14 protein-coding genes are annotated in these 19,827 nt (G+C 69.6%); 5 read left to right on the top strand and 9 right to left on the bottom strand.

Annotated elements, in window-relative coordinates; translation table 11 throughout:
- Nucleotides 1-37: 37 nt before the first annotated feature.
- The 7 genes from AB5S17_RS07440 to AB5S17_RS07410 form a co-directional block, all read right to left on the bottom strand.
- Complete coding sequence (locus AB5S17_RS07440; protein ID WP_369237772.1) at nucleotides 38-1,141, bottom strand: glycosyltransferase; 1,104 nt, start codon at nucleotides 1,139-1,141, stop codon at nucleotides 38-40.
- The gene (locus AB5S17_RS07435; RefSeq protein WP_369237770.1) at nucleotides 1,138-2,232 is read right to left on the bottom strand and encodes a glycosyltransferase; all 1,095 of its coding nucleotides are present in this window, start codon (nucleotides 2,230-2,232) and stop codon (nucleotides 1,138-1,140) included. Before AB5S17_RS07435 ends, AB5S17_RS07440 begins: the two co-directional genes overlap by 4 nt.
- Entirely contained in the window at nucleotides 2,232-3,362 is a 1,131-nt protein-coding gene (locus tag AB5S17_RS07430) for a glycosyltransferase (protein WP_369238324.1), read from the bottom strand. The genes AB5S17_RS07435 and AB5S17_RS07430 overlap by 1 nt, the downstream gene beginning before the upstream one ends.
- 2 nt (nucleotides 3,363-3,364) lie before the next feature.
- Nucleotides 3,365-4,486, bottom strand: coding sequence for a glycosyltransferase family 4 protein (locus tag AB5S17_RS07425; RefSeq protein ID WP_369237768.1), 1,122 nt, complete (start codon nucleotides 4,484-4,486; stop codon nucleotides 3,365-3,367).
- Between the two features lie 112 nt (nucleotides 4,487-4,598).
- Nucleotides 4,599-6,656, bottom strand: a complete 2,058-nt coding sequence (locus AB5S17_RS07420; protein ID WP_369237766.1) for an NAD-dependent epimerase/dehydratase family protein — start codon at nucleotides 6,654-6,656, stop codon at nucleotides 4,599-4,601.
- Nucleotides 6,653-7,756, bottom strand: coding sequence for an NAD-dependent epimerase/dehydratase family protein (locus tag AB5S17_RS07415; protein ID WP_369237764.1), 1,104 nt, complete (start codon nucleotides 7,754-7,756; stop codon nucleotides 6,653-6,655). The genes AB5S17_RS07420 and AB5S17_RS07415 overlap by 4 nt, the downstream gene beginning before the upstream one ends.
- Nucleotides 7,757-8,300: 544 nt before the next feature.
- On the bottom strand, nucleotides 8,301-9,254 hold the full coding sequence (locus AB5S17_RS07410) for a zinc-binding dehydrogenase (protein ID WP_369238322.1): 954 nt from the start codon (nucleotides 9,252-9,254) through the stop codon (nucleotides 8,301-8,303).
- Nucleotides 9,255-9,675: 421 nt separating this feature from the next.
- On the opposite strand from AB5S17_RS07410, the gene AB5S17_RS07405 reads away from it, so the two are divergent.
- Both AB5S17_RS07405 and AB5S17_RS07400 read left to right on the top strand, forming a co-directional pair.
- Nucleotides 9,676-11,073, top strand: a complete 1,398-nt coding sequence (locus AB5S17_RS07405; protein ID WP_369237762.1) for a cation:proton antiporter — start codon at nucleotides 9,676-9,678, stop codon at nucleotides 11,071-11,073.
- Between the two features lie 144 nt (nucleotides 11,074-11,217).
- Entirely contained in the window at nucleotides 11,218-12,003 is a 786-nt protein-coding gene (locus AB5S17_RS07400; RefSeq protein ID WP_369237760.1) for an SDR family NAD(P)-dependent oxidoreductase, read from the top strand.
- Between the two features lie 62 nt (nucleotides 12,004-12,065).
- Here AB5S17_RS07400 and AB5S17_RS07395 read toward each other — a convergent pair whose 3' ends face one another.
- Both AB5S17_RS07395 and AB5S17_RS07390 read right to left on the bottom strand, forming a co-directional pair.
- A complete protein-coding gene (locus tag AB5S17_RS07395; protein ID WP_369237758.1) occupies nucleotides 12,066-13,964 on the bottom strand; it encodes a glycoside hydrolase family 15 protein in 1,899 nt (632 codons plus the stop codon).
- Between the two features lie 78 nt (nucleotides 13,965-14,042).
- The gene (locus AB5S17_RS07390) at nucleotides 14,043-14,825 is read right to left on the bottom strand and encodes a glucose 1-dehydrogenase (RefSeq protein ID WP_369237756.1); all 783 of its coding nucleotides are present in this window, start codon (nucleotides 14,823-14,825) and stop codon (nucleotides 14,043-14,045) included.
- A gap of 289 nt (nucleotides 14,826-15,114) precedes the next feature.
- Between AB5S17_RS07390 and AB5S17_RS07385 the strand changes: the two genes are divergently transcribed.
- From AB5S17_RS07385 to AB5S17_RS07375, 3 genes are all read left to right on the top strand, one after another.
- On the top strand, nucleotides 15,115-15,483 hold the full coding sequence (locus AB5S17_RS07385) for a hypothetical protein (protein WP_369237754.1): 369 nt from the start codon (nucleotides 15,115-15,117) through the stop codon (nucleotides 15,481-15,483).
- Between the two features lie 399 nt (nucleotides 15,484-15,882).
- Complete coding sequence (locus tag AB5S17_RS07380) at nucleotides 15,883-17,151, top strand: peptidoglycan-binding protein (protein ID WP_369237752.1); 1,269 nt, start codon at nucleotides 15,883-15,885, stop codon at nucleotides 17,149-17,151.
- Between the two features lie 204 nt (nucleotides 17,152-17,355).
- Nucleotides 17,356-19,452: a peptidoglycan-binding protein gene (locus AB5S17_RS07375; RefSeq protein WP_369237750.1), complete on the top strand. Its 2,097-nt coding sequence runs from the start codon at nucleotides 17,356-17,358 to the stop codon at nucleotides 19,450-19,452.
- Nucleotides 19,453-19,827: the final 375 nt, after the last annotated feature.

Here is a 19,827-nt window from a genome sequence, read left to right as displayed (position 1 = left end):
TACGCAAGACACAGGCACATCGCAGACACCGCCCTCCCTACGGGCGACCGGCCGCGGAAAGCCGCGGCGCGTGATGGATCCTGAGCGCGGCGGCAAGTTCCTTGGCCCGGGCCAGACCGGTATGGGCCGACAGCACGATCTCCTGCGCCGCGTCCGCGAGCCGCCGGCGATCCTCCTCGCCCGTCTCACAAAGCGCGGCGACCACGTCCTCGGTTCCCCGGGCGACCACGATCGCCTCGCCCTCGGGCAGGAGCTCGCCGAGGCCGTCCCAGGCGTCGCTGACGATCGGCACGCCGACGGCGGCCGCCTCGAACAGCCGCACGCTCGGCGACCAGCCCGCGGCGATCATGTCGGCCCGGGTGACGTTGAGCGTGAAACGCTGGCGGCTGTAGAAGGCGGCGTGCTCGGCCGGCGGCAGGTGGTCGATCCGCTCGACATTGTCCGGCCAGGCGATGTCCGCGGGATATTGCGGCCCGGCGACGACGAAGCGCTTGTCCGGCAGCTGCCGCGCCGGCTCAAGCAGCAGCCGCTCCAGCGTCGGCTGGCGGTCCGGGCTGTAGGTTCCGAGATAGCCGAGGTCCCAGACCGGCTCGGCGCCGGTGTGGCGGTAGCGCTCGGACTCGACCGAGCAGAACAGCGCCTGCGCGTCCTTGGCCCCGAACTCCTGCTCCAGCCTGTCGAGCGTCGGGCCGCCGGTGAAGGAGAAATAGGTGGCGAAGTCCGGGATCTGCCGGCGGGCGAGATATTCCTCGTCGCCGCGCATGAGCTTGGCGAGCGTCACCGGCGTGTCGATGTCGTAGAAGCTCACCCGGCCGGGCGCGATCGCCGTCAGCCGGTCGATCACCTCGACGCCGTCCGGCACATAGGAGCCGACGATGACCGCATCGGCCTCGGCGATCTCCCGGCGGTAGGTCGTCGCGAGCTCCTCGACCGAATCATAGAGGCGCAGCTCGCAGAAATCCGGCTCCGGCAGATCACGGTTGGCGGCGTACCAGGGCTTGTCGCGCTCCAGGAACAGGACGCGGTGGCCGAGCGCGGCGAGGCCCTTCAGGAGCGAGCGGAAGGTCGTCGCATGGCCGTTGCCCCAGGACGAGGAGAGCGACAGGCCGACGACGACGATGTCGAGCGGTGCGTTCCTCATGCCGCCGCTCCCGCGCGCCGGGCCGCGAGCGTCTTGCGCAGGAGGTCGTCGACGAGGACGGCGCGCTGCTCGTAGGTGTGCTCGGCGAGCACCCGCTTCAGCGCGGCCTCACCGATCGCGGCGGCACGCTCTTCGGAGAGGTCTGCCATGATGTCGAGAACGTCGGCCCCGTCGCGCGCGACGAGCACTTCCTTGCCGGGCTCGAGGAACAGGTCGATGCCCGGCCACTCGTCGGTGATCAGGCAGGCGCCGGCGCCCGCCGCCTCGAAGACGCGGGTCGGCGGCGAGAAGCCGATCTCCGCCATGCTCGCCCGGTTGATGTTGAGGACCGCCGTCGGCGGGACATTGAAGGCGTTGTGGTCGCGCGTGCCGACATGGCCGATGGGCTTGCCGTTCGCCGGCAGCGGCCGGTCGGTCCAGCCGGAACCGCCGAGGAGGAAGGATGCCTCCGGCAGGCGCTCGGCCGGCTCGAGGAAGAACTGCTCGACCCGCGCCTCGCGATCCGGTAGGCGGTTGCCGAGAAAGCCGAGGCTGGCCGCGAAGCGCTCGTCGCGCGGCACCGGATGATGGGTCCGAGGGTCGAGGGCGTTGTAGACGGGAATGCAGGCCCGCGCGCCGAGGGCGCGATAGGCGGAAACGACGGGGTCGCCGCCGCCATAGGTGAGGACGAGGTCGAGCCTTTCGAGCTGGCGATGGCTCGGATGGTCGGGCTTTTCCTTCAGCTCGGCGAGCGTCGCCGGCGCGTCGACGTCCCAGAAGATCCGCACCGCATCCGGCCGCGCCGCGGAAAGCACCGCCTCCAGTAGCGCATCGTCCTCATAGCCGACGCCCGAGGCCTTGACGACGACATCGGCCTTTGCCGCCTCGGAGGCCGCCGCCTTCAGCGCCTCCGGCGTCGCCTGCCAGACGACGACCTTCGCCCAGTCCGGCGGCTCGATGTCGCGGTTCTCCTGCCGGCCATAGGCGTCCGGCTCGTAGAAGGTGATGTCGTGGCCGTGCGCCGCGAGCGCCCGGAGGAGCCCGCGATAATAGGTGGCGGCGCCGTTCCAGTAGGACGAGAGGAGGCTGGAGCCGTAGAAGGCGATCTTCATTACTGTGCGGCCTCCTTCGGCGCGTCCGCATGCTGGCGAAGGGCGTCGACCGTCTGCAGAAGCTCGTCGACGCGGTGGCGGCAGGTGTGCCGGGCGCGGATCGTCTCGAGGCCGGATGCCGCAAGCGACGCGGCAAGATCCGGGTCGTTCAGGACGCGCCGAAGCTGGGTGCGCATCTCTCCGCCGTCCCTTGCCACGAGATAGTCGGTGCCCGTGCGGAACAGCCCTTCGGCGTCGTCCCAGGGCGCCGAGATCAGCGGGATGCCGCAGGCCATCGCCTCGAACGGGCGGATCGTCGGAATGCCCGGCAGGGCCTCGACGTAAGGCCGGCGCGGAACGTGCACGGTCACCCGGTGGCGGGCGAAGGCCTGCGGCACGTCGGCATTGGCGATCCAGCCGCGAAAGGCGAGGCCGGCATCGGTGAGCGCCACCAGCGCCGGCTCGGGATAGCGCACGCCGTGGACGTCGCCGGAGATCCCCAGCGCCTTGACCGGCTCGATCAGGAAGCGGCGAAGCTCCTCGGTGCGCTCGCCGTCGCCCCAGTTGCCGATCCAGACGAGGTCGGCGGTCTTCTCCGCCTGGGATTGGTCCGCCTCGGGCGGGCGGAACAGCCGGTCGTCGGCCGCCTCGTGCCAGGTCACGACCTGTCGGCCCCAGCCGCGGCCCAGATAGCGCTGGCGAAGCGTCTCACCGAAGGCGAGGACGCCGTCATAGTCGGCGAGCGCCATTTCGGCGATCGCCCGCTCGTCCGAGACCGCGCGATGGTGCGTGTCGTGGAAGAGCAGGAGGAAGTCGCCGCCCTTGCGACGGATGTCGCCGATCGCCTTGACCAGCGCCGGCTCCGTCCACTCGTGCACCACCACGACGTCGGCCCCGTCGAGGGCGGCTTCATGGTCGAAATCCGGCCCGTAGGTGCGGCTCGTCAGCTCCGGAAAATCGTCGGAGAAGCGCTCGATCGCGGCCGGACCCTGGGTCTCCAGGAGATTGGTCCGGCTCCATCCGTCCTCCGGCTCCAGCGCCACGGCCTCATGGCCGCGGGCGACGAGATCGCGCATGACGCCGCGCAGGAAATGCGCGTTGCCATGGTTCCAGTCGGAGACGAGGGAGTGGGTGTAGAAGACGAAGCGCATGGTCACTCGGCAGCCTGGGGGAGGCCGAGGGGGAGCCCGGTGCTGCCGGCTGCGGCAGCGCGGTAGACGGCGAACAGCGCCTCCAGCTGGCAGGCCGGGGTGAAGCGGCGGGCCCGCTCCCTGGCCTGCGCGCCGAGCAGCGCCCGTGCGCCGCTGTCGGCCGACAGCGTTTCGACCGCCCGGGCGAAGGCGGCCGGATCGTTCGGATCGGCAAAGCGCGCCGCACCGCCCCAGAGCTCGCGATAGGTCGCGATGTCGGCGAGGACGAGCGCGGCCCCGGCCGTCGCCGCTTCCAGCACCGCGAGGCCGAAGGGCTCGTAGAGCGACGGCGAGACGAAGATGCCGGCTTCGCCCATCAGCCGCTGCGTCTCGGCGAAGGGCAGATTTCCCAGCGCCTCGGCATGGGTGAAGGACACGCTCTGGCCGTTGTCGCCGCGGGTCGCGCCGGCGGCCTTCACCGACCAGGACACCTCGGCGGCCATGGCGTCGAGTAGCCTTGCGTTCTTGCTCTCGTCCCACCAGCGGGCGGCGGCGAAGACGACAGGCCGCTTCGGCGCCTTCTGCGCCTCCAGCGGCGGCGTGATCGCGTTCGGCACGGTTCGCACCGGCCGGATGCCGGCATAGGCGGCGCGCACCGCCTCGGCATGGGCCTTGGCCGGCGCGACGATGGCGTCCGCACGTTCGAAGCCCGCCCGGTTCAGCGCAAACTGCCAGTCCCAGTCGGCCGGCAGCGGCCCTTCCCGCATCGCCGCCCACCAGGTGACGACGCAGGAATGCGAGACGACGACGACGGGCCTCGCCGTTTCGATCCCGGCCGCCTGGGACGGCAGGTTGAGATGCAGGAGGTCGGCGCCGGTCTCCTCGGCGAGCGCGGCGAGCCGCCGCGGCACATCCGCCAGCGCCTCGGGACCCTCCGCCATCCAGTCGAGCGGCAGGTCCAGCGTCACCAGCCGGGTCGATGTCAGAGCATCGGCCTCGCGCCGCTTGTCCTCCGACGGCGCCGGGCCGAGGCAGGCGAGCACCACCTCGATCCCCGCGGCATTCAGCGAGCGGGCGAGGTCGAGGGAGTAGCGCCAGACACCGCCGACGGCGTCGGTGGTCATCAGCACCCGGTTAGGGATCATCGGAACGCCTCCAATACGCGGAAAACAAGGGACGCAGAGATGGTGGATCGCCCGCCGGACAGGCAGGGCGGGGTGGCGCAGCCGGCGCCTTGCCGGCGGGGGCGAGGCCGGCTCATGCCCGCAGCCTCTGCGCCGCGGGCGCGGTCGTCTCCTCGGCCCGGTCGGCGGCCGGTCCGTTCCACGAGGAGAGCCAGGCGTTGAGGTCGCGCACGCCGTCGCGCCAGCCGATCCTGGCGCGCCAGCCGGTGGCTTCGGCGAGCTTGCGCGTATCGGCCACGAAGTAGGCCTGGTCGCCCTGGCGGGTCTCGGAGAAGCGGATCTGGACCTCGCGGCCGAGCATGTCGCCCATCTCGCGCAGGAGGACGCGCAGGCTGATCGCGTTGACCGGTCCGCCGCCGAGATTGAAGGCGTTGCCGCGCACCGTGTCGATGTTCGACAGCAGCGCCCGGTAGGCCGCGACGGCGTCCGACACATGCAGGATGTCGCGCACCTGTTTGCCGTCGCCATAGATCACGATCTCCTCGCCGTTCAGCGCCCGGATGAGGAAATGCGCGACCCAGCCCTGGTCCTCGGTGCCGAACTGGCGCGGGCCGTAGATGCAGCTCATCCGAAGGACGGCGGTCGGCAGGCCGTAGCTCTTGCCGTAATCGAGGACGTACTGGTCGGCGACGCCCTTGGAGCAGCCATAAGGCGTGCAGAAGTCGAGGTTCCGCCACTCGCCGACGCCGTGGGCGGCCACCGCGTTGTCCGTCGGCACGTAGCGGTCGCCGCTGTCGGCGAGGGACAGGTCGGCGAGATTGCCGTAGACCTTGTTGGTCGAGGCGAAGATCACCGGCGTCTTGCGGCCGGAGCGGCGCACCGCCTCGAGCACGTTCAGCGTGCCGCGGCCGTTCACCTCGAAGTCGTCGACCGGCGCGTCCAGGCTCGTGGTCACGGCAACCTGCGCCGCGAAATGGAAGACCGCCTCGGCATCCCGCACGACGTCGCGCAGCGCCATGCCGTCGCGCATGTCGACCGGCGCCCAGCCGGCGCGCGCACCGTGCCGATCCTTCAGCCAGAAAAGGTTCTTCTCGACGCCGGGACGCGAGAGATTGTCGACGAGGAGCACCTCGCGGCCCTCGGCGAGGAAGCTGTCGGCAAGATTGCAGCCGATGAAGCCGGCGCCGCCGGTGATGACGACCGGGTTGGTCTTGCGCGCGACGTTCGGCGCGGCGAGCGCCAGCGTCGCCTCGATCGCCGCGGGTCCGCCCTCCTGCAGCAGACGCGCCAGGAGCTTCGGCCGGCCGTCCTGGTCGACGACGCCCATGTGGTAGTGCCGCTCGTCGAAGCGCAGGCCTTCCTGCACGGCGACGGTGTCGGCGATGTCCTGCCAGCCGTACCAGTAGAGCCGGTCGGCCGAGGCGTTCAGCGCGTCGAGAAAGCTCTGCGCCTGCGTCGCCTCGTCATGGCGCCAGGTCGAATAGCCGGCCTCGGTGATCCAGATCTCGGCGGCCGGGTTGAACTCGTCGAGGATGGCGCGCATCTGCCCGGTCAGCGCTTGCCAGCCGGCCCAGGTGCCGACGTCGCTGTCCCAGGTGCCGGGAAAGCCATGCAGGCCGACCGCCGTCATGACCGAGAGCACGCCGCGCTCGCCCATCAGCCGCAGCCAGTGCGCATCGAAGGGCGACGGGCCGCCGAGCACGGTCTTGAAGCCGCGCTCGCGCGCCCAGTGGCCGGCGGCGCCCACCATCTCGCAGAACAGCGCCCATTCCGGATCTTCGCGCCAGTCCCAGTCGAGCAGGTTGTTCGGCTCGTTCCAGAGCTCCACCGCCTCGAAATGCTCGCCGTAGCGGGTGAGGACGTGGTCGACGAAGTCGGCATAGTCCTGCAGCCGCTCGGGCGCGCCGGCGGACGTGCCGGTGCGCGACAGCGAGGGCGGGGTGTAGTGGATGCAGGGCAGGAGGGCGAAGCGGCGTCCGACCTCGGGCAGCAGCCAGTCGTACCAGGCCTGCCCGCCCTCGCCGTGATACTCGGCCCAGGACAGATGCGTGCGCACATAGCGCGCGCCGGCCCGCTCCATGCCGTCGAGCGCGGCGAGGGTGCGGTCGTATTCGCCGGGCCGGAACCACTCGGCGAAACCGAACGCCTTGCCGCCGCCGGTGTTTCCTGCCCCTGATGACGGCTTCGTCATGCGACGAGGCCTCGCGCTTCGAGATGCCGGCGCATTTCCTCGTTGCGGTCGGTCACCGTCTGCGACGCGACCCAGTCGGCCAGCTCGCCGAGCGAATCCTCGAGGCTGCGCTGCGGCTCGAAGCCGAGAAGGCGCTTCGCCTTGGAGATGTCGGAGAAGCAGTTGCGGATGTCGCCGGTGCGGGCCTTGCCGGTGATCTCCGGCTGGATGTCGCTGCCCATCGCGCGGGCGACCTCTTCGGCCACCTGGGTGACGGAGTAGGAGCGCCCGCTTCCGACATTGATGACCTCGCCCGTCGCCTCGGGCTTCTCCAGCGCCAGACGGAAGGCGCGGGCGACGTCGTTCACATGCACGAAGTCGCGGCGCTGCTTGCCGTCCTCGAAGATCGTCGGTGCCTTCCCCGCAGCGATGCGCGAGGAAAAGTTGGCGAGGACGCCGGTATAAGGGTTCGACAACGCCTGGCCGGGCCCGAACACGTTGAACAGTCGCAGGGCGACCGCGTCGGTCTGGTAGGCGTTGCCGAAGATCAGCACCGCCTGCTCCTGCTGGTATTTCGTCAGCGCGTAGATCGAGGCGAGATCGACCGGCTTGGTCTCGTCCGTCGCCACCGGCTCCAGCGGCTCGCCCTTGTCGGACAGGATCTCGAAGCGGCCCGCCTTGATCTCGCCCGGCCGGCGGCGGGCATTGTCGACGACGCGCCCGTCCGGCGTGCGGTAGCGACCCTCGCCGTAGACGCTCATCGAGGACGCCACGACGATCCGCTCCACCGGCTGGTCGATCATCTCCTGCAGGAGAACCGCGGTGCCGACGTCGTTGGCGCTGACATAGCGCTCGATCTCGTACATGCTCTGGCCGACGCCCACCTCGGCCGCGAGATGCACCACGCCGTCGATCCCGGCGAGCGCCGCGCGCACCTTGTCCGCATCCCTCACGTCGCCGCGGTGGATCTCGACGTCGCCGAGATCGAGCGTCTCGTTCCCGCCGTGCACCTGTTCGATCATCGCATCGAGGACGCGAACGTCGTGGCCATGGTCGAGAAGCTCGCGGCACACCTGGCGGCCGATGAACCCGGCGCCGCCGGTCACGAGATAACGAGACAATCAGACCTCCTTGCAGTCAGGACTGTTGATGATGAGAACGCATGAGGGGTTCAACCGATCCAAGCCCTGCGCAGGCCGTCGCGCAGTCCGGGCCGGTTGTCGGAAGACAATTTTGCGGATGCCGGCGGAAGGAGCACCGCCACCGCGGCATCCGGCAGAGGGGCGACTGTCGAACGGGCGGCCACGAAAGATTGTGACGCGCTGGACGGTCGATTGGTGGCGGCTGTCCAGGCATTCGCTCGGCAAGATCTGCAAAACCCGATCGGATGGCGCTGCACCCGCAAGACAAGCCGCGGGCGCAGGGAAGAAAGGACGTCGAACGCGGCCACGTTGCCTTGACGCGTGACCGAGGACGACTTCCAATCATCTGGAGCCTTCACGCGGGCGTGACAGAAGCGCGTCGCAACGATTTCGTTAGGAGTCTACAGACAAAGTCCCTCGCAGGCCCGAACGATCAGCGGCGGCCGGACGAAACCGCCGGCCGCCGAACCGTCGGAAAGGCGCCGCCGCGACCACGGGTCGGCGCCGGCCGTAGTGCTTCCCGTCAGAACGTGACGAGCGCCTTCATGAAGCCCTCCGGCCGGTCGCGCGTCGTGTTCAGCGCCTCGTCCAGCCGCTCCAGCGGAAAGCGGTGGGTGTAGAGCGCGGAGGGATCCAGCCGGCCACTGGCGACGGCGTCGACGGCGTCGCGGATGCCCCGGATGTAGATCGCCGGGTCGCGCTCGTGGGCGTTGATCACGTCGAGCCCGCGCCAGTTCCACAGCTGCATGTTGACCTGCCGCGCCCCGTCCTGGTGATAGCCCGCGACGACGAGCGTGCCGCGCTCGCGCGTCAGCTCGGCGGCGAGATCGAGCGGCCACTGCTTGCCGACCGCCTCGATCACCCGGTCGCAGAAGACGCCGCCGGTCAGTTCGCGCACCTGTTCGATGATCTGCCAGTGGTCCTCCATCGGGATCGTCTCGGCCGCGCCCATGTCCCGTGCGACCTGCAGCGAAAAGGGGCGGCGCGAGATGGCGATGACGCGCGCCCCGGCCTGCGAGGCGAGGCGCGTCAGGATCGCGCCGAGAAAGCCGATGCCGATGATCGCGACGGTCTCGCCGGCCTTGATCCCGGAGCGGGCGAAGATGTTCATGGCGCAGCCGAGCGGCTCGCCCGGGAAGGGCGTCTCCCCGAGCGCCTCCGGCAGCTTCACGACGTTCTCGGCCGGCCCGACATCGTATTCGCCGTAGCTCTTGTAGAACAGCGCCGCGACGCGGTCGCCGACAGAGACGGCATCGACGCCCTCGCCGACGGCATCGACGACGCCCCAGCCCTCATGGCCGAGACCGCCCGCCTCGGTCGGAAACTGCATCCATTCCGGCCCGGCCCAGGGCGTCAGGTTGGAGGCGCAGACGCCGCAGCCTTCGAGCTTCACCCGGACCTCGCCCGGTCCCGGCTGCGGCCGCGCGACCGCCTCCACCTTCAGCTCGCCGGGGCCGGTCACCACCGCCGCCCGCATCGTCTCTCGCCCCTCGCTGACGCTCACGCTCTCACTCCGTCGAAACCCGTTCACTCGATCACTGAAAAGGGGAAAGCGCCGGCCCGGCGCCGGCGCATCGCCCAGCCGGCGCATCTGGCGCGCCGGCCGCCGATGAACAGGCGGAAACACGCGGCAGGGCGTCGAGGTCTGAGGGGAACGCATCATCAGGAAGGCGCCGCGCTGCACCGGGCGGAGCCGGCGCCGGTGCATTTCGTGCCGCCCGTCGCCGCGGTTGGATGGAGGGACGCGGGGATGTCCGACCGGCCGCCCTGGGGAGAGCGATGATCACGCCGCAGTGAAGCGACAGCCAAGTGTTGCGCGAGAGGCGCGCCCTTCCCAATCGGTGCCAGTGAACAAAATGAGGATCGCCGGCCTTGCCGGTTCCCAAAGGAGATGACGTATGGCTTTGGATGCGGCGCTGTTCGTCGCCGGCAGCGCAGTGCTCGTTCTCGGCCTTCTCGGCGGCTATGTGAAGAACCGGCTCTGGATCACCGAGACGGCGATCTGCCTGATCATCGGCGTCGCCATCGGTCCGGCCGTGTTCGGCCTCGTCGACATGGCGAACATGCCCTCCGACCGCTTCCAGGTGATGAAGGAGGTGGCGCGGCTGACGCTCGGCCTCGCGGTGATGGGTGCAGCGCTCCGCCTGCCGCCGCGCTTCGAGATCACCCAGTGGCGCGACCTCTCCCTTTCCCTCGTCGGCGGCATGACGCTGATGTGGGGCGCGGGGTCCGCCCTCGCCTATCTCATCCTCGGCCTGCCGCTCCTGCCCTCGCTGCTCCTCGGCGCGATGCTGGCGCCGACCGATCCCGTGCTCGCCGGCTCGATCGTCAGCGGCCGCTCGGCGATCGATTCCGTCCCGACGCGGGTGCGCAACGTCATGAGCGGCGAGAGCGGCGCCAATGACGGGCTCGGCATGCTGTTCGTGATGCTGCCGATCCTGCTCCTCACCAAGGACCCGCAGGACGCCTGGGTGGAATGGGCGACGCAGGTCTTCCTCTGGGAGATCCTCGCCTCGGTGGCGATCGGCGCCATGATCGGCTGGCTGATCGGCCGGCTGCTCATCTGGGTGTACGACCAGCCCTTCTTCGAGAGTCAATCCACCGTCACGGTCGGCCTGGCGCTGTCGGTTACGGTGCTCGCGGCCGTCAGCCTGATGGGCAGCGACGGGATCCTGGCGGTCTTCGCCGCCGGCCTGATGTTCAACCGCTTCATCTCCACCCGCGAGACCCGCCAGGGCCATGCGCAGGAGGCGATGGGCCGCTTCTTCGACCTGCCGGTCTTCATCCTGATCGGGGTGATGCTGCCCTGGGGCGACTGGTTTACGATCGGCTGGCCGGGCCTCGCCTTCGCCATCGCGCTTCTCTTCCTGCGCCGGCCACCCTTCTTTTTCCTCCTGTCGCGGGGAATGACCTGCATCCGGGGCTGGGCGGAATCCGCCTTCGTCGGCTGGTTCGGGCCGATGGGCGTCGCCTCGGTCTACTATTCGATCCTCGCCGACGAGAAGACCGGGCTGCAAGTCTTCTGGCCGGTCGCGACGCTCGCCGTGACCGTCTCGGCGCTGGCGCACGGGATCAGCGCCACGCCGCTCTCGCATTGGCTCGGCCGGTTCGAGGACGCGGCGGAGCGGCGCCGCGAGGCGGCGGAGGACGGCGGGCAGGACGACGACGCTGCCGCACCCGGCTCCTGCCGGGACGAGGAAGCCGCACCCTCGCCCGACCCGGACGGTTCGCCTTCGGCTAAGGAAAGCAGGGGCCGCGCGCCGGAACGGGCCCTTTCGCCCAGCGGTTCTGGCTGACGAGACCAGCGGCCGCCTCGAGCCTTGCAGCCATGTCGGCGTAACCGGCGCGATCCCGCCACGGCGGAAGCGCGCCGGGCGGCCCTGCACCGCGAATGCGCCCCGAGGCGCCGCATCCCGACCTGTCCTTCCCGGAGATACCCCATGGCCGATCAACGCCCACTCGCCGTCGTCACCGGCGCCTCGACCGGTATCGGCTTCGAACTCGCGCGACTCTGCGCCGAGAACGGCTTCGACCTCGTCGTTGCCGCCGACGAGCCCAAGATTGCAGACGCGGCCAGCACCTTTCGGCAGCTCGGCGCGGACGTCACCGCGGTCGAGGCCGACCTCTCGACCACCGAGGGCGTCGACAAGCTCTATGCCGCCGTCGCCGACCGGAAGGTCGACGCGCTGCTCGCCAATGCCGGCCGCGGGCTCGGCAAGGGCTTCCTCGACCAGGACCTCGAGCGCGCCCTCAAGGTGGTCGACACCAACGTCACCGGCACGATCTCGCTGATCCACAAGATCGGCAACGACATGCGCCGGCGCGGCGAAGGCAAGATCCTGATCACCGGCTCGATCGCCGGCTTCATCCCCGGCAGCTTCCAGGCCGTCTACAACGGCACCAAGGCCTTCCTCGACAACTTCGCCTTCGGCCTGCGCGACGAGCTGAAGGATACCGGCGTCACCGTCTCCTGCCTGATGCCGGGGCCGACGGACACGCAGTTCTTCGAGCGCGCCGACATGATGGATACCAGCATCGGCCAGGCGAGGAAGGACGATCCCGCCAAGGTCGCCAAGGACGGCTTCGACGCCATGATGAGCGGCGAAGGCGACCTCGTCAGCGGCTGGAAGAACAAGCTGCAGGCAACGCTCGCCGATATCACGCCGCCGGGCCTCCTCGCCGGCCAGCACCGCGGCATGGCGGAGCCCGGCAGCGGGACGTCGTAAGGCGGGCGGCAAACCCTGACGGAGGAAACCGTGGCTCCCGCGATCGGGCCGGGCCGGCTGTCCTACTGCGCCGGTCCCAGATCGTTGCGACCGCTTGCCTCGGCCTCCGGGCTGCCGGCTTCATCCTCCTCGACCTGTTCGACGCCGCGCGGTGCGACCTGCGCGGCGCGCTGGCGCGCCGGCCCCTGCGCCTTGACGAGGTTGTGCGCGGTGTTGATCAGCCCGATATGCGAGAAGGCCTGCGGGAAATTCCCGACCAGGCGCTTTGCCTGCGGATCGTATTCCTCGGCCAGCAGCCCGAGGTCGTTCGGCAGGCGCAGGAGCCGGTCGAACAGCGCCTGCGCGTCCCCGGTGCGGCCGCAAAGGATGTAGGCGTCGGCGAGCCAGAAGCTGCAGGCGAGGAAGGCGCCCTCCTCGCCGCCGACCCCGTCGTCGGAGGCGTCGGTCGAGTAGCGCAACACGAAGCCGTCGCGCATCAGCTCGCGCTCCACCGCCTCGATCGTCCCGACGACCCGCGGGTCGTCCGGCGGCAGGAAGCCGAGCTGCGGCATCAGGAGCAGGCTGGCATCCAGCGTTTCGCCGCCATAGTACTGGACGAAGCTGTTCTTCGTCTCGTTGAAGCCGTGGGTGCAGATTTCCTCGTGGATCTGCGCGCGGATCTCGCGCCAGCGCTCGACGGGCCCGTCCATGCCGAAGCGCTCGACGCTCAGCACGGCGCGGTCGAAGGCGACCCAGCACATCATGCGCGAATGGGTGAAGGCCTTCGGGTCGCCGCGCACCTCCCAGATGCCGCGGTCGAGCGTCTGCCAGGCCGTCTCCAGATGCTTCAGGAGCACCTTCTGCATGCGCCAGGCTTCCGACTGCGGCTGCAGCTCGGCCTCGCGGGCGGCGTGCAGCATGTCGATCAGCTCGCCATAGACGTCGAGCTGGGTCTGCCCGGCGGCGCCGTTGCCGATGCGCACCGGCCGGCTCTCCTCGTAGCCGGACAGCCAGGGGATCTCGAATTCGGGCAGCGAGCGCTCGCCGGCGAGGCCGTACATGATCTGCAGCTGCTCGGGCTGGCCGGCGACGGCGCGCAGCAGCCATTGCCGCCAGGCCTCCGCCTCCTGCCGGTAGCCGGCATTGAGCAGCGCATAGAGCGTCAGGGCGGAGTCGCGCAGCCAGCAGTAGCGGTAGTCCCAGTTGCGCGAGCCGCCGATCGCCTCGGGAAGCGAGGAGGTCGGGGCCGCAACGATGCCGCCGGTGGGTGAGAAGATCAGCGTCTTCAGCGTGATCAGCGACCGGACCACCGGCTCGCGCCATTCCTCTGGCATCTGCTCGAAGCTGCCGCGCTTCACCCATTCGCGCCACCAGATCACCGTCCGCTCCAGGCTTTCGCGCCGGTCGGGGATGAAATGCGGGTTCTGGTGCGAGGGGTGATAGGACAGCGTCATCGGCACGCTGTCGCCCTTGCCGACAGTGAAGGAGGCGACGGTCTTCATGTCGCGGCCCTCGAGCGGCAGGTGGGTGTGGAGTTCCACCGCATCGGGTCCCGCGACGGCGCTGAGGCCGTAGTCGCGCCGGCGCACCCAGGGCACGTCCCGCCCATAGCCGAAGCGCAGCACCAGCCCCATCTCCATCTCGACCGTGCCTTCGACCCCGGTGACGATGCGCACGAGATCGAGCTTCTTCTCGTTGTCGGTCAGCGGCATGAAGTCGGTCAGCGTCACCGCGCCCGTCGCCGTCTCGAAGCGCGTCTCCAGAACCGCCGTGTCCGGAAGGTAGCGCCGGCTGACCCCGGTGACGGGATCGCTCGGCGCGATCTTCCAGAAGCCGTTCTCGGGACCGCCGACCAGCGCGGCGAAGCAGGCGGGGGAATCGAAACGCGGCAGGCAGAGCCAGTCGATCGAGCCGTCCTTGGCCACCAGCGCCGCGGACAGCATGTTGCCGATCAGCCCGTAGTCCTCGATGCGTTTGCTCATCCTGCCTGTCTCCATGACGAAAAAGGCCGCGCGCTCGAAGCTGCGGTCCCCGCTCTGGGCCGGTTGCGGCGGGCGGCCTCAGCCGCCATGCGCGAAGTCGGGATAATCGGTCATTCCGCCGTCGATGAAAATCGTCGTTCCGGTGATGTATCCGGCGACGTTGGAGGCGAGGACCACGGCCATGCCGGCGATGTCTTCCGGCTTGCCCACCCGGCCGAGCGGGATTTTCGACAGGAGGTCCTTGTAGCCTTCGGGGTCCTCCCAGACGGACTGGTTGATCGGCGTCTGGATCGCGCCGGGCGCGATGTTCAGCACCCGGACCCCGTGCGGCGCCGCCTCCTGCGCCAGCGTCTTCGCCATCATGGAGAGGCCGGCCTTGCTGGCGGTGTAGGCGCTGTAGCCGGTCCAGGCGATCACCTCGTGGACGCTCGACGTGTTGATGATGACCCCGCCCTTCTCCGGCACCATCCGCTTCAGCGCCTCGCGCGCGCAGTGATGTGCGCCCTTCAGATTGACGTCGATCACCTTCGACCAGGCCTCGACGTCGCTCTTCCAGCCGAGCATGGCCTCGCCGTCGATCCCGGCATTGTTGATGAGGACGTCGACGCCGCCGAAACGCTCGTCGATCTCGGCGAACATCGCCTCGACGGCTGCGAAGTCGGAGATGTCGGCGTGGACTCCGATCGCCTCGCCGCCCGCTGCCGTGATCTCGGCGATCAGCTTCTCGGTCTCGTCCGGATGCGCCACATAGTTGATGGCGAGCCTGGCGCCCTCATCCGCGAAGGCACGGACCATCGCGGCGCCGAGCCCCGAATTGCCGCCGGTGACGAGCACGCGCTTGTCCGCAAGATCGAGCTTCATCGTCTTCATCTCCCATGACCTGTCGCTTCGGGCCGCGAAGCGACCGTCCTTAGCCGAGAACCGATGGGTCAGGCCCCCGTTCCCTTAAACACCCGTAAGGTCGGCCAGCGCCGGAGAGGCTCCAGCTCATGGAGGCTCCTGCCGAGCGTCCGCCGCTGTGGATAGATGCCTACCGAAAGACCTTGAACGCATCGGCCCTTCGCAACGTTTTCAAGGAAATAGCGGCGTTGCCATCCGCCCGGGCGACCGGCACCCGCAGTCTTTCCCACCACAGACCAGGAGGTTCGCCATGCCGACATGTGCGACCGTTTCCGCCGCAGGCTTTACCCTGCTTCTTTCGATCGGCGCGGCTCAGGCCCAGAGCCAGGGCGCCGCGGCGAACCCGGCCGGGACCGCCTCCGGCGACCAGACATCGCAGTCGCTGCGCCAGCTGCACGGCACCGAAGCGAACGGCCAGGTCAACGGCCTGATGCCCGGCAGCCGCGCGATGACCGGCGCACAGGCGCTGGAGGCGGCGCGCCGGCAGGTGAACAAGAGCAATCTGGCCGAGCCGTCGAGCCCGGTCGCGGCGCAGCGCCAGAAGCAGCAGCTCGACTCTCCGGCCGCGCCGCCATCCACCACCGGCGGCACGGCACCTGTCCCGGCGACCGGTCGCTGATCCCTCGCAGGCAGCCGGACGAGTCCGGCAGCCGCTTCCCCCCTCGATGATTGCTCCGGCAACCTGGCGCCGCGTGCTGCCGGATCAAACGGCTGCGCCCGACGACCAGACGCCGGCGAGCGCCCCGATCGTCGCGCCGGCTGGCCGCCTCGGTCGGGCGCGGCGGATGATTTGCCAACCACACGTCATTGGTGCAATTCCCGCGACCATTCTTGGGCGGCGAACGTTAGGCGCCTAGCGCACGAAGATTAGATATCAACACAAACATCGTTGAACCCGCTGTGGAATTCGGCGTTCCTTTGTCGACGACGCGGCAAGGGGTCGCATCCGTAATGGTTGCATCCGGCATTGTCGCGTTTTCCCGAGACTCACGACAATCATCTTGAAAGGAGTGACACCATGAGGGCAACCCAGCTTGCTGTCACCACCGCGCTTGCAACTGCTCTGGCAATGGGCACGGCCTATGCGCAGACCTCCACCCGGAGCGGCCAGACGACTGCCGGGGTCGCCAGGTCCAACGGCAGCCAGACCCGCGCCACGCAGTCCGGTTCGCAGAATGCCTCCGGCAACAGCAACATGCGGATCAAGAACGAGGTCGCGCGCTACCAGGGCAGCGAATTGTATGTCAGCCCCGCCGGCACGCGTCAGATCCAGCAGGCCCTGAACAAGAAGGGCTACGATGTCGGCAATGTCAGCGGCAAGTGGAACAAGGCCACCGGCCGCGCCGCCGCGAACTTCATGCAGGCGCAGGGCCTCGAGCCGACGACCGGCCTCACGGTCAGCCTGATCCGCACGCTCGGCCTCAACAAGCTTCTGTCCGGCCAGGGCGTCGGCAGCGCGCGGGGCAACCGCAGCAACCAGCGTCTGGCGCAGGAGCGCGGCCTGAAGGGCACGCCGCTGCGCATCAGCCCGGCCGGCGTTCGCGTCATCAAGCAGGCGATCAACCAGCAGGGCTATGACGTCGGCAACATCAACGGCACCTGGGACGACCAGACGACCAAGGCGGTCAAGACCTATCAGCAGGTCCACGGCCTGGAGCCGGTCGGCATCCTCGACGTCAGCCTGATCAAGGCGCTCGGCGTCGGCAACCGGGTCTATGCGAGCGGCCAGGCGCGCAACAACGGCGCCCAGGGCGGCCGGCAGGCGGCTGGTGCCAAGGGTTCCAAGGGCAGCAGCCAGCGGATCGCGCAGGAGAGCACCGGGACCGGCAACAATGGTGGCAGCCGCGGGGCTGCGGGCCACACGAGCCCCGGCACGCCGCTCTACATCAGCAGCGCCGGCGTCCGCGACGTCACCCAGGCGCTCAACAAGGTCGGCTACGACGCCGGACCGGTGAACGGGCAGTGGTCGAAGGGCCTCAGCAAGGCCGTCGCCAACTATGAGCAGGCCAAGGGGCTGGAGCCGAGCGGAACGCTGACGACCGCTTTCCTCGCCAATATCGGCCTGAACCAGTGGCTGCCGCTCCAGGGTGCCGGGGGCCGGAACGGCGCTTCGGCGGCGAACGGCGCGAACCAGAACATGGCGACCGCCAACGGTGTCCGGGGACGGGGCTCGAGCAACCAGCGGATCTCCAACGAGACCACCACCGGCAGCATCTCCGGCGGCGCCAATGCCGGAGCCAGCGGCGCCAACGGCACTGCCGGCACCGCCGCGGGCAACAACCAGTAAGTCGACAGTCGCCTGTTCTGCGGATGCCAGCCATCCGCAGACAGACGGGAGCCGCGCCCGCGCGGCTCCCCGGGCGCTGGCCTCGCCGCCCGCGGCGGCCGGCGCTCCCGCCTCGCCCGTACTTCGGTTGTTGTTCCGCTTTTTCCGTCGCGTCGCCAACGCCTGAAGCAGCCCGTGATCCGATCTCAGAAAAAGAGGAACATCATGCGACACACCAGTCTCGCTCTTTCGACAGCGCTCGCCGCTGTCCTCGCCGTGGGGACCGCCCAGGCGCAGAGCACCCAGCAGAATCCCACCGCCGGTACCGCCGGACGGAACGCCCCGCAGGTCAGCAATCAGCGGCTGGCGCAGGAAGTCGCCCGCTACAAGGGCAGCGAAATCTACCTCAGCACGGCCGGGACGCGGCAGATCCAGCAGGCCCTGAACAAGAAGGGCTACGACGTCGGCAGCGTCGACGGGCAGTGGAACAAGCAGACCGCCCGGGCCGCCGCGAATTTCGAGCAGGCTCAGGGTCTGGAGCCCACCGGCTCCCTCACGGTTTCGCTCGTCGAGGCGCTCGGCCTCACCAACATTCTCAACGGCCAGGGCATCACCGGCCAGGGCGCCTCGAACCAGCGCCTCGCCCAGGAGACCGCGAACGGCAAGGGCGCGATCCTGAAGGTCAGCCCGGCCGGCGTGCGCGTCGTGCAGCAGACGCTGAACGCGCAGGGCTATGATCCCGGCCGGGTCAACGGCCTCTGGACCAAGGCGACCTCCCGGGCCGCCGCCAACTTCCAGCAGGCGAACGGCCTGGAGCCCACCGGCGTCCTCGACGTCAGCCTCCTGAAGGCGCTCGGCGACTGCCAGCGCGTCTTCTCCGCCGGGAATGCGAGCGCCAGCGCGAACGGCAACAATGCCGGCAACGGGTCCGGCAACGGCGGCTCGAGCCAGCGCATCGCCCAGGAGACCACCGTCGGCGGCACGCCGCAGAAGGGCAATACCGTCGGCAACAGCGGCTCCAGCGGCCAGCAGCAGGCCGGCACCCCGCTCTACATCAGCCCGGCCGGCGTCCGGCAGCTGACGCAGAAGCTCAACGCACTCGGCTATGACGCCGGCAGCGTCGATGGTCAGTGGGACAAGCAGACGGCCACCGCGACCGCCAACTTCCAGCAGGCCAAGGGTCTCGAGCCGACCGGCACGCTGACCACCGAATTCCTCGCCGCCGCGGGACTGAACCAGTGGCTGCCGACGCAGGCCTGCAGCGCCAGCACGGCGAGCCAGGGCTCGGGCTCCCAGGGTCTGGGCAACCAGGCTTCGGGCGGAGCGAATTCGGGCGGAGCGAACCGGCAGGCTGCCGCCGGTGCCGGCGGGATCCAGGGCATGGCGAGCGCCAACGGATCGGCCACGCAGGCCGCGACGGGCGCCAACGGCTCCGCCCAGCAGGGCGGGGGCAACAACGGCCTCGCCACCGCCTCGGTCGGCGCCGGCAATGCCGGCACGGGTGCCGGGACGGCGAACACCGCGTCGCAGTCGGCCGCGAACGCCGGCATGGCGAACGGCAGCAATGGCACGAACGCCGGCGCCCCGACCGGGGCGGCCACCGGGAACGGCAATGCCGGCCTCCAGGCCTCGAACGGATCCGCGCAGGTGAACGGCGCCGGTGCGAGCGGCAACGGGATCAACGGCGAGGCGAAGATCAACCCGAACCAGCAGCAGGCGAGCATCAACACCCTCTCGCAGTCGTCCGGTGCTGGCGGGGCCGCGAATTCGGGTGGCGCGAACGGCGCTTCCGGCGCTGCGGCGCAGACCGGAAACGGTGGCGGCCAGAACGGCGCTGCCGGGTCCGGCCAGACCGCGGCAACCGGTGCGCAGGCTGGCGCTTCGGCCGGTGCGGCTACCGGCGCCGGCACAGCGAACGGCCAGCAGACGGCGTCGCTCGGTCAGAACGGTCAGGCCGGCGCGTCGCAGCAGCCTCGCGAAGGTGCGACGGTCGCGGTCAGCCAGTCGGCCACCGGCCGCCAGAAGGTCAGCGTCCGCAACCTTCTCCAGTACGACGTCGTCGGAGCCAACGGGAAGAAGGTCGGCAATATCGAGCGGATCATCAACATGAAGAACCGTCTCTATGCCGTGGCCGGTCATGGCGGCTTCCTCGGCATCGGCGAACAGAAGACGGCGATCCCGCTCTCGTCCCTAGTGCTGCAGAACCAGGCGCTCGTCGCGCCGAAGCTGACGAAGAACCAGGCGCAGTCGCTCCAGGGCGTTCCTCAGAACGGCTACAGCGAACTGAACCCGAACACCCAGGTGACGATCGGCACGATGTAAGCCAGCGTCAGCGGATGCCGAGGCATCCGCCGCGATCATGACCTGACAAGCAAGGAGAGGCGGTTCCGACCGCCTCTCGTCGTATCTCCCCCTCATCAGCCGGCGCGAAGTCCTGTCCGGGAGCCTAGCCTCAGACACCGGCGCTGTTCAGCGCCGTCGCTCCGGCGCTGCCGGCCACCGATTTTCCAGGAACACCGGGCATGGATGCCTCTGCCCGCCGCCCATTTTGGGGTCCCCCCTGCGCACGCGCTGACGCGGAACCCCGCCGAGCAGCGAGATCGAGCGGAGCGCATTGAGGCGCTGCGGCCGCGCCCGCCGAGCCGGCATCCGCCGCTCCACGCGAACGGGCGATAGCCGCGACCGGGCAGGAGAGTC

It is taken from the genome of Jiella sp. M17.18 (assembly GCF_041027365.1).
GTDB lineage: Bacteria > Pseudomonadota > Alphaproteobacteria > Rhizobiales > Rhizobiaceae > VKMB-3413.
The sequence above is the reverse complement of the archived record's forward strand: the minus strand, read 5'-3'. Positions and strand labels throughout refer to the sequence as shown.

What these genes read in the sequence shown, in the direction of transcription:
- AB5S17_RS07440 (WP_369237772.1), bottom strand. Translation starts at nt 1,141, where the DNA reads ATGAGGAACGCACCGCTCGACATCGTCGTCGTCGGCCTGTCGCTCTCC.
- AB5S17_RS07435 (WP_369237770.1), bottom strand. Translation starts at nt 2,232, where the DNA reads ATGAAGATCGCCTTCTACGGCTCCAGCCTCCTCTCGTCCTACTGGAAC.
- AB5S17_RS07430 (WP_369238324.1), bottom strand. Translation starts at nt 3,362, where the DNA reads ATGCGCTTCGTCTTCTACACCCACTCCCTCGTCTCCGACTGGAACCAT.
- AB5S17_RS07425 (WP_369237768.1), bottom strand. Translation starts at nt 4,486, where the DNA reads ATGATCCCTAACCGGGTGCTGATGACCACCGACGCCGTCGGCGGTGTC.
- AB5S17_RS07420 (WP_369237766.1), bottom strand. Translation starts at nt 6,656, where the DNA reads ATGACGAAGCCGTCATCAGGGGCAGGAAACACCGGCGGCGGCAAGGCG.
- AB5S17_RS07410 (WP_369238322.1), bottom strand. Translation starts at nt 9,254, where the DNA reads ATGCGGGCGGCGGTGGTGACCGGCCCCGGCGAGCTGAAGGTGGAGGCG.
- AB5S17_RS07405 (WP_369237762.1), top strand. Translation starts at nt 9,676, where the DNA reads ATGGCTTTGGATGCGGCGCTGTTCGTCGCCGGCAGCGCAGTGCTCGTT.
- AB5S17_RS07400 (WP_369237760.1), top strand. Translation starts at nt 11,218, where the DNA reads ATGGCCGATCAACGCCCACTCGCCGTCGTCACCGGCGCCTCGACCGGT.
- AB5S17_RS07395 (WP_369237758.1), bottom strand. Translation starts at nt 13,964, where the DNA reads ATGAGCAAACGCATCGAGGACTACGGGCTGATCGGCAACATGCTGTCC.
- AB5S17_RS07390 (WP_369237756.1), bottom strand. Translation starts at nt 14,825, where the DNA reads ATGAAGCTCGATCTTGCGGACAAGCGCGTGCTCGTCACCGGCGGCAAT.
- AB5S17_RS07385 (WP_369237754.1), top strand. Translation starts at nt 15,115, where the DNA reads ATGCCGACATGTGCGACCGTTTCCGCCGCAGGCTTTACCCTGCTTCTT.
- AB5S17_RS07380 (WP_369237752.1), top strand. Translation starts at nt 15,883, where the DNA reads ATGAGGGCAACCCAGCTTGCTGTCACCACCGCGCTTGCAACTGCTCTG.
- AB5S17_RS07375 (WP_369237750.1), top strand. Translation starts at nt 17,356, where the DNA reads ATGCGACACACCAGTCTCGCTCTTTCGACAGCGCTCGCCGCTGTCCTC.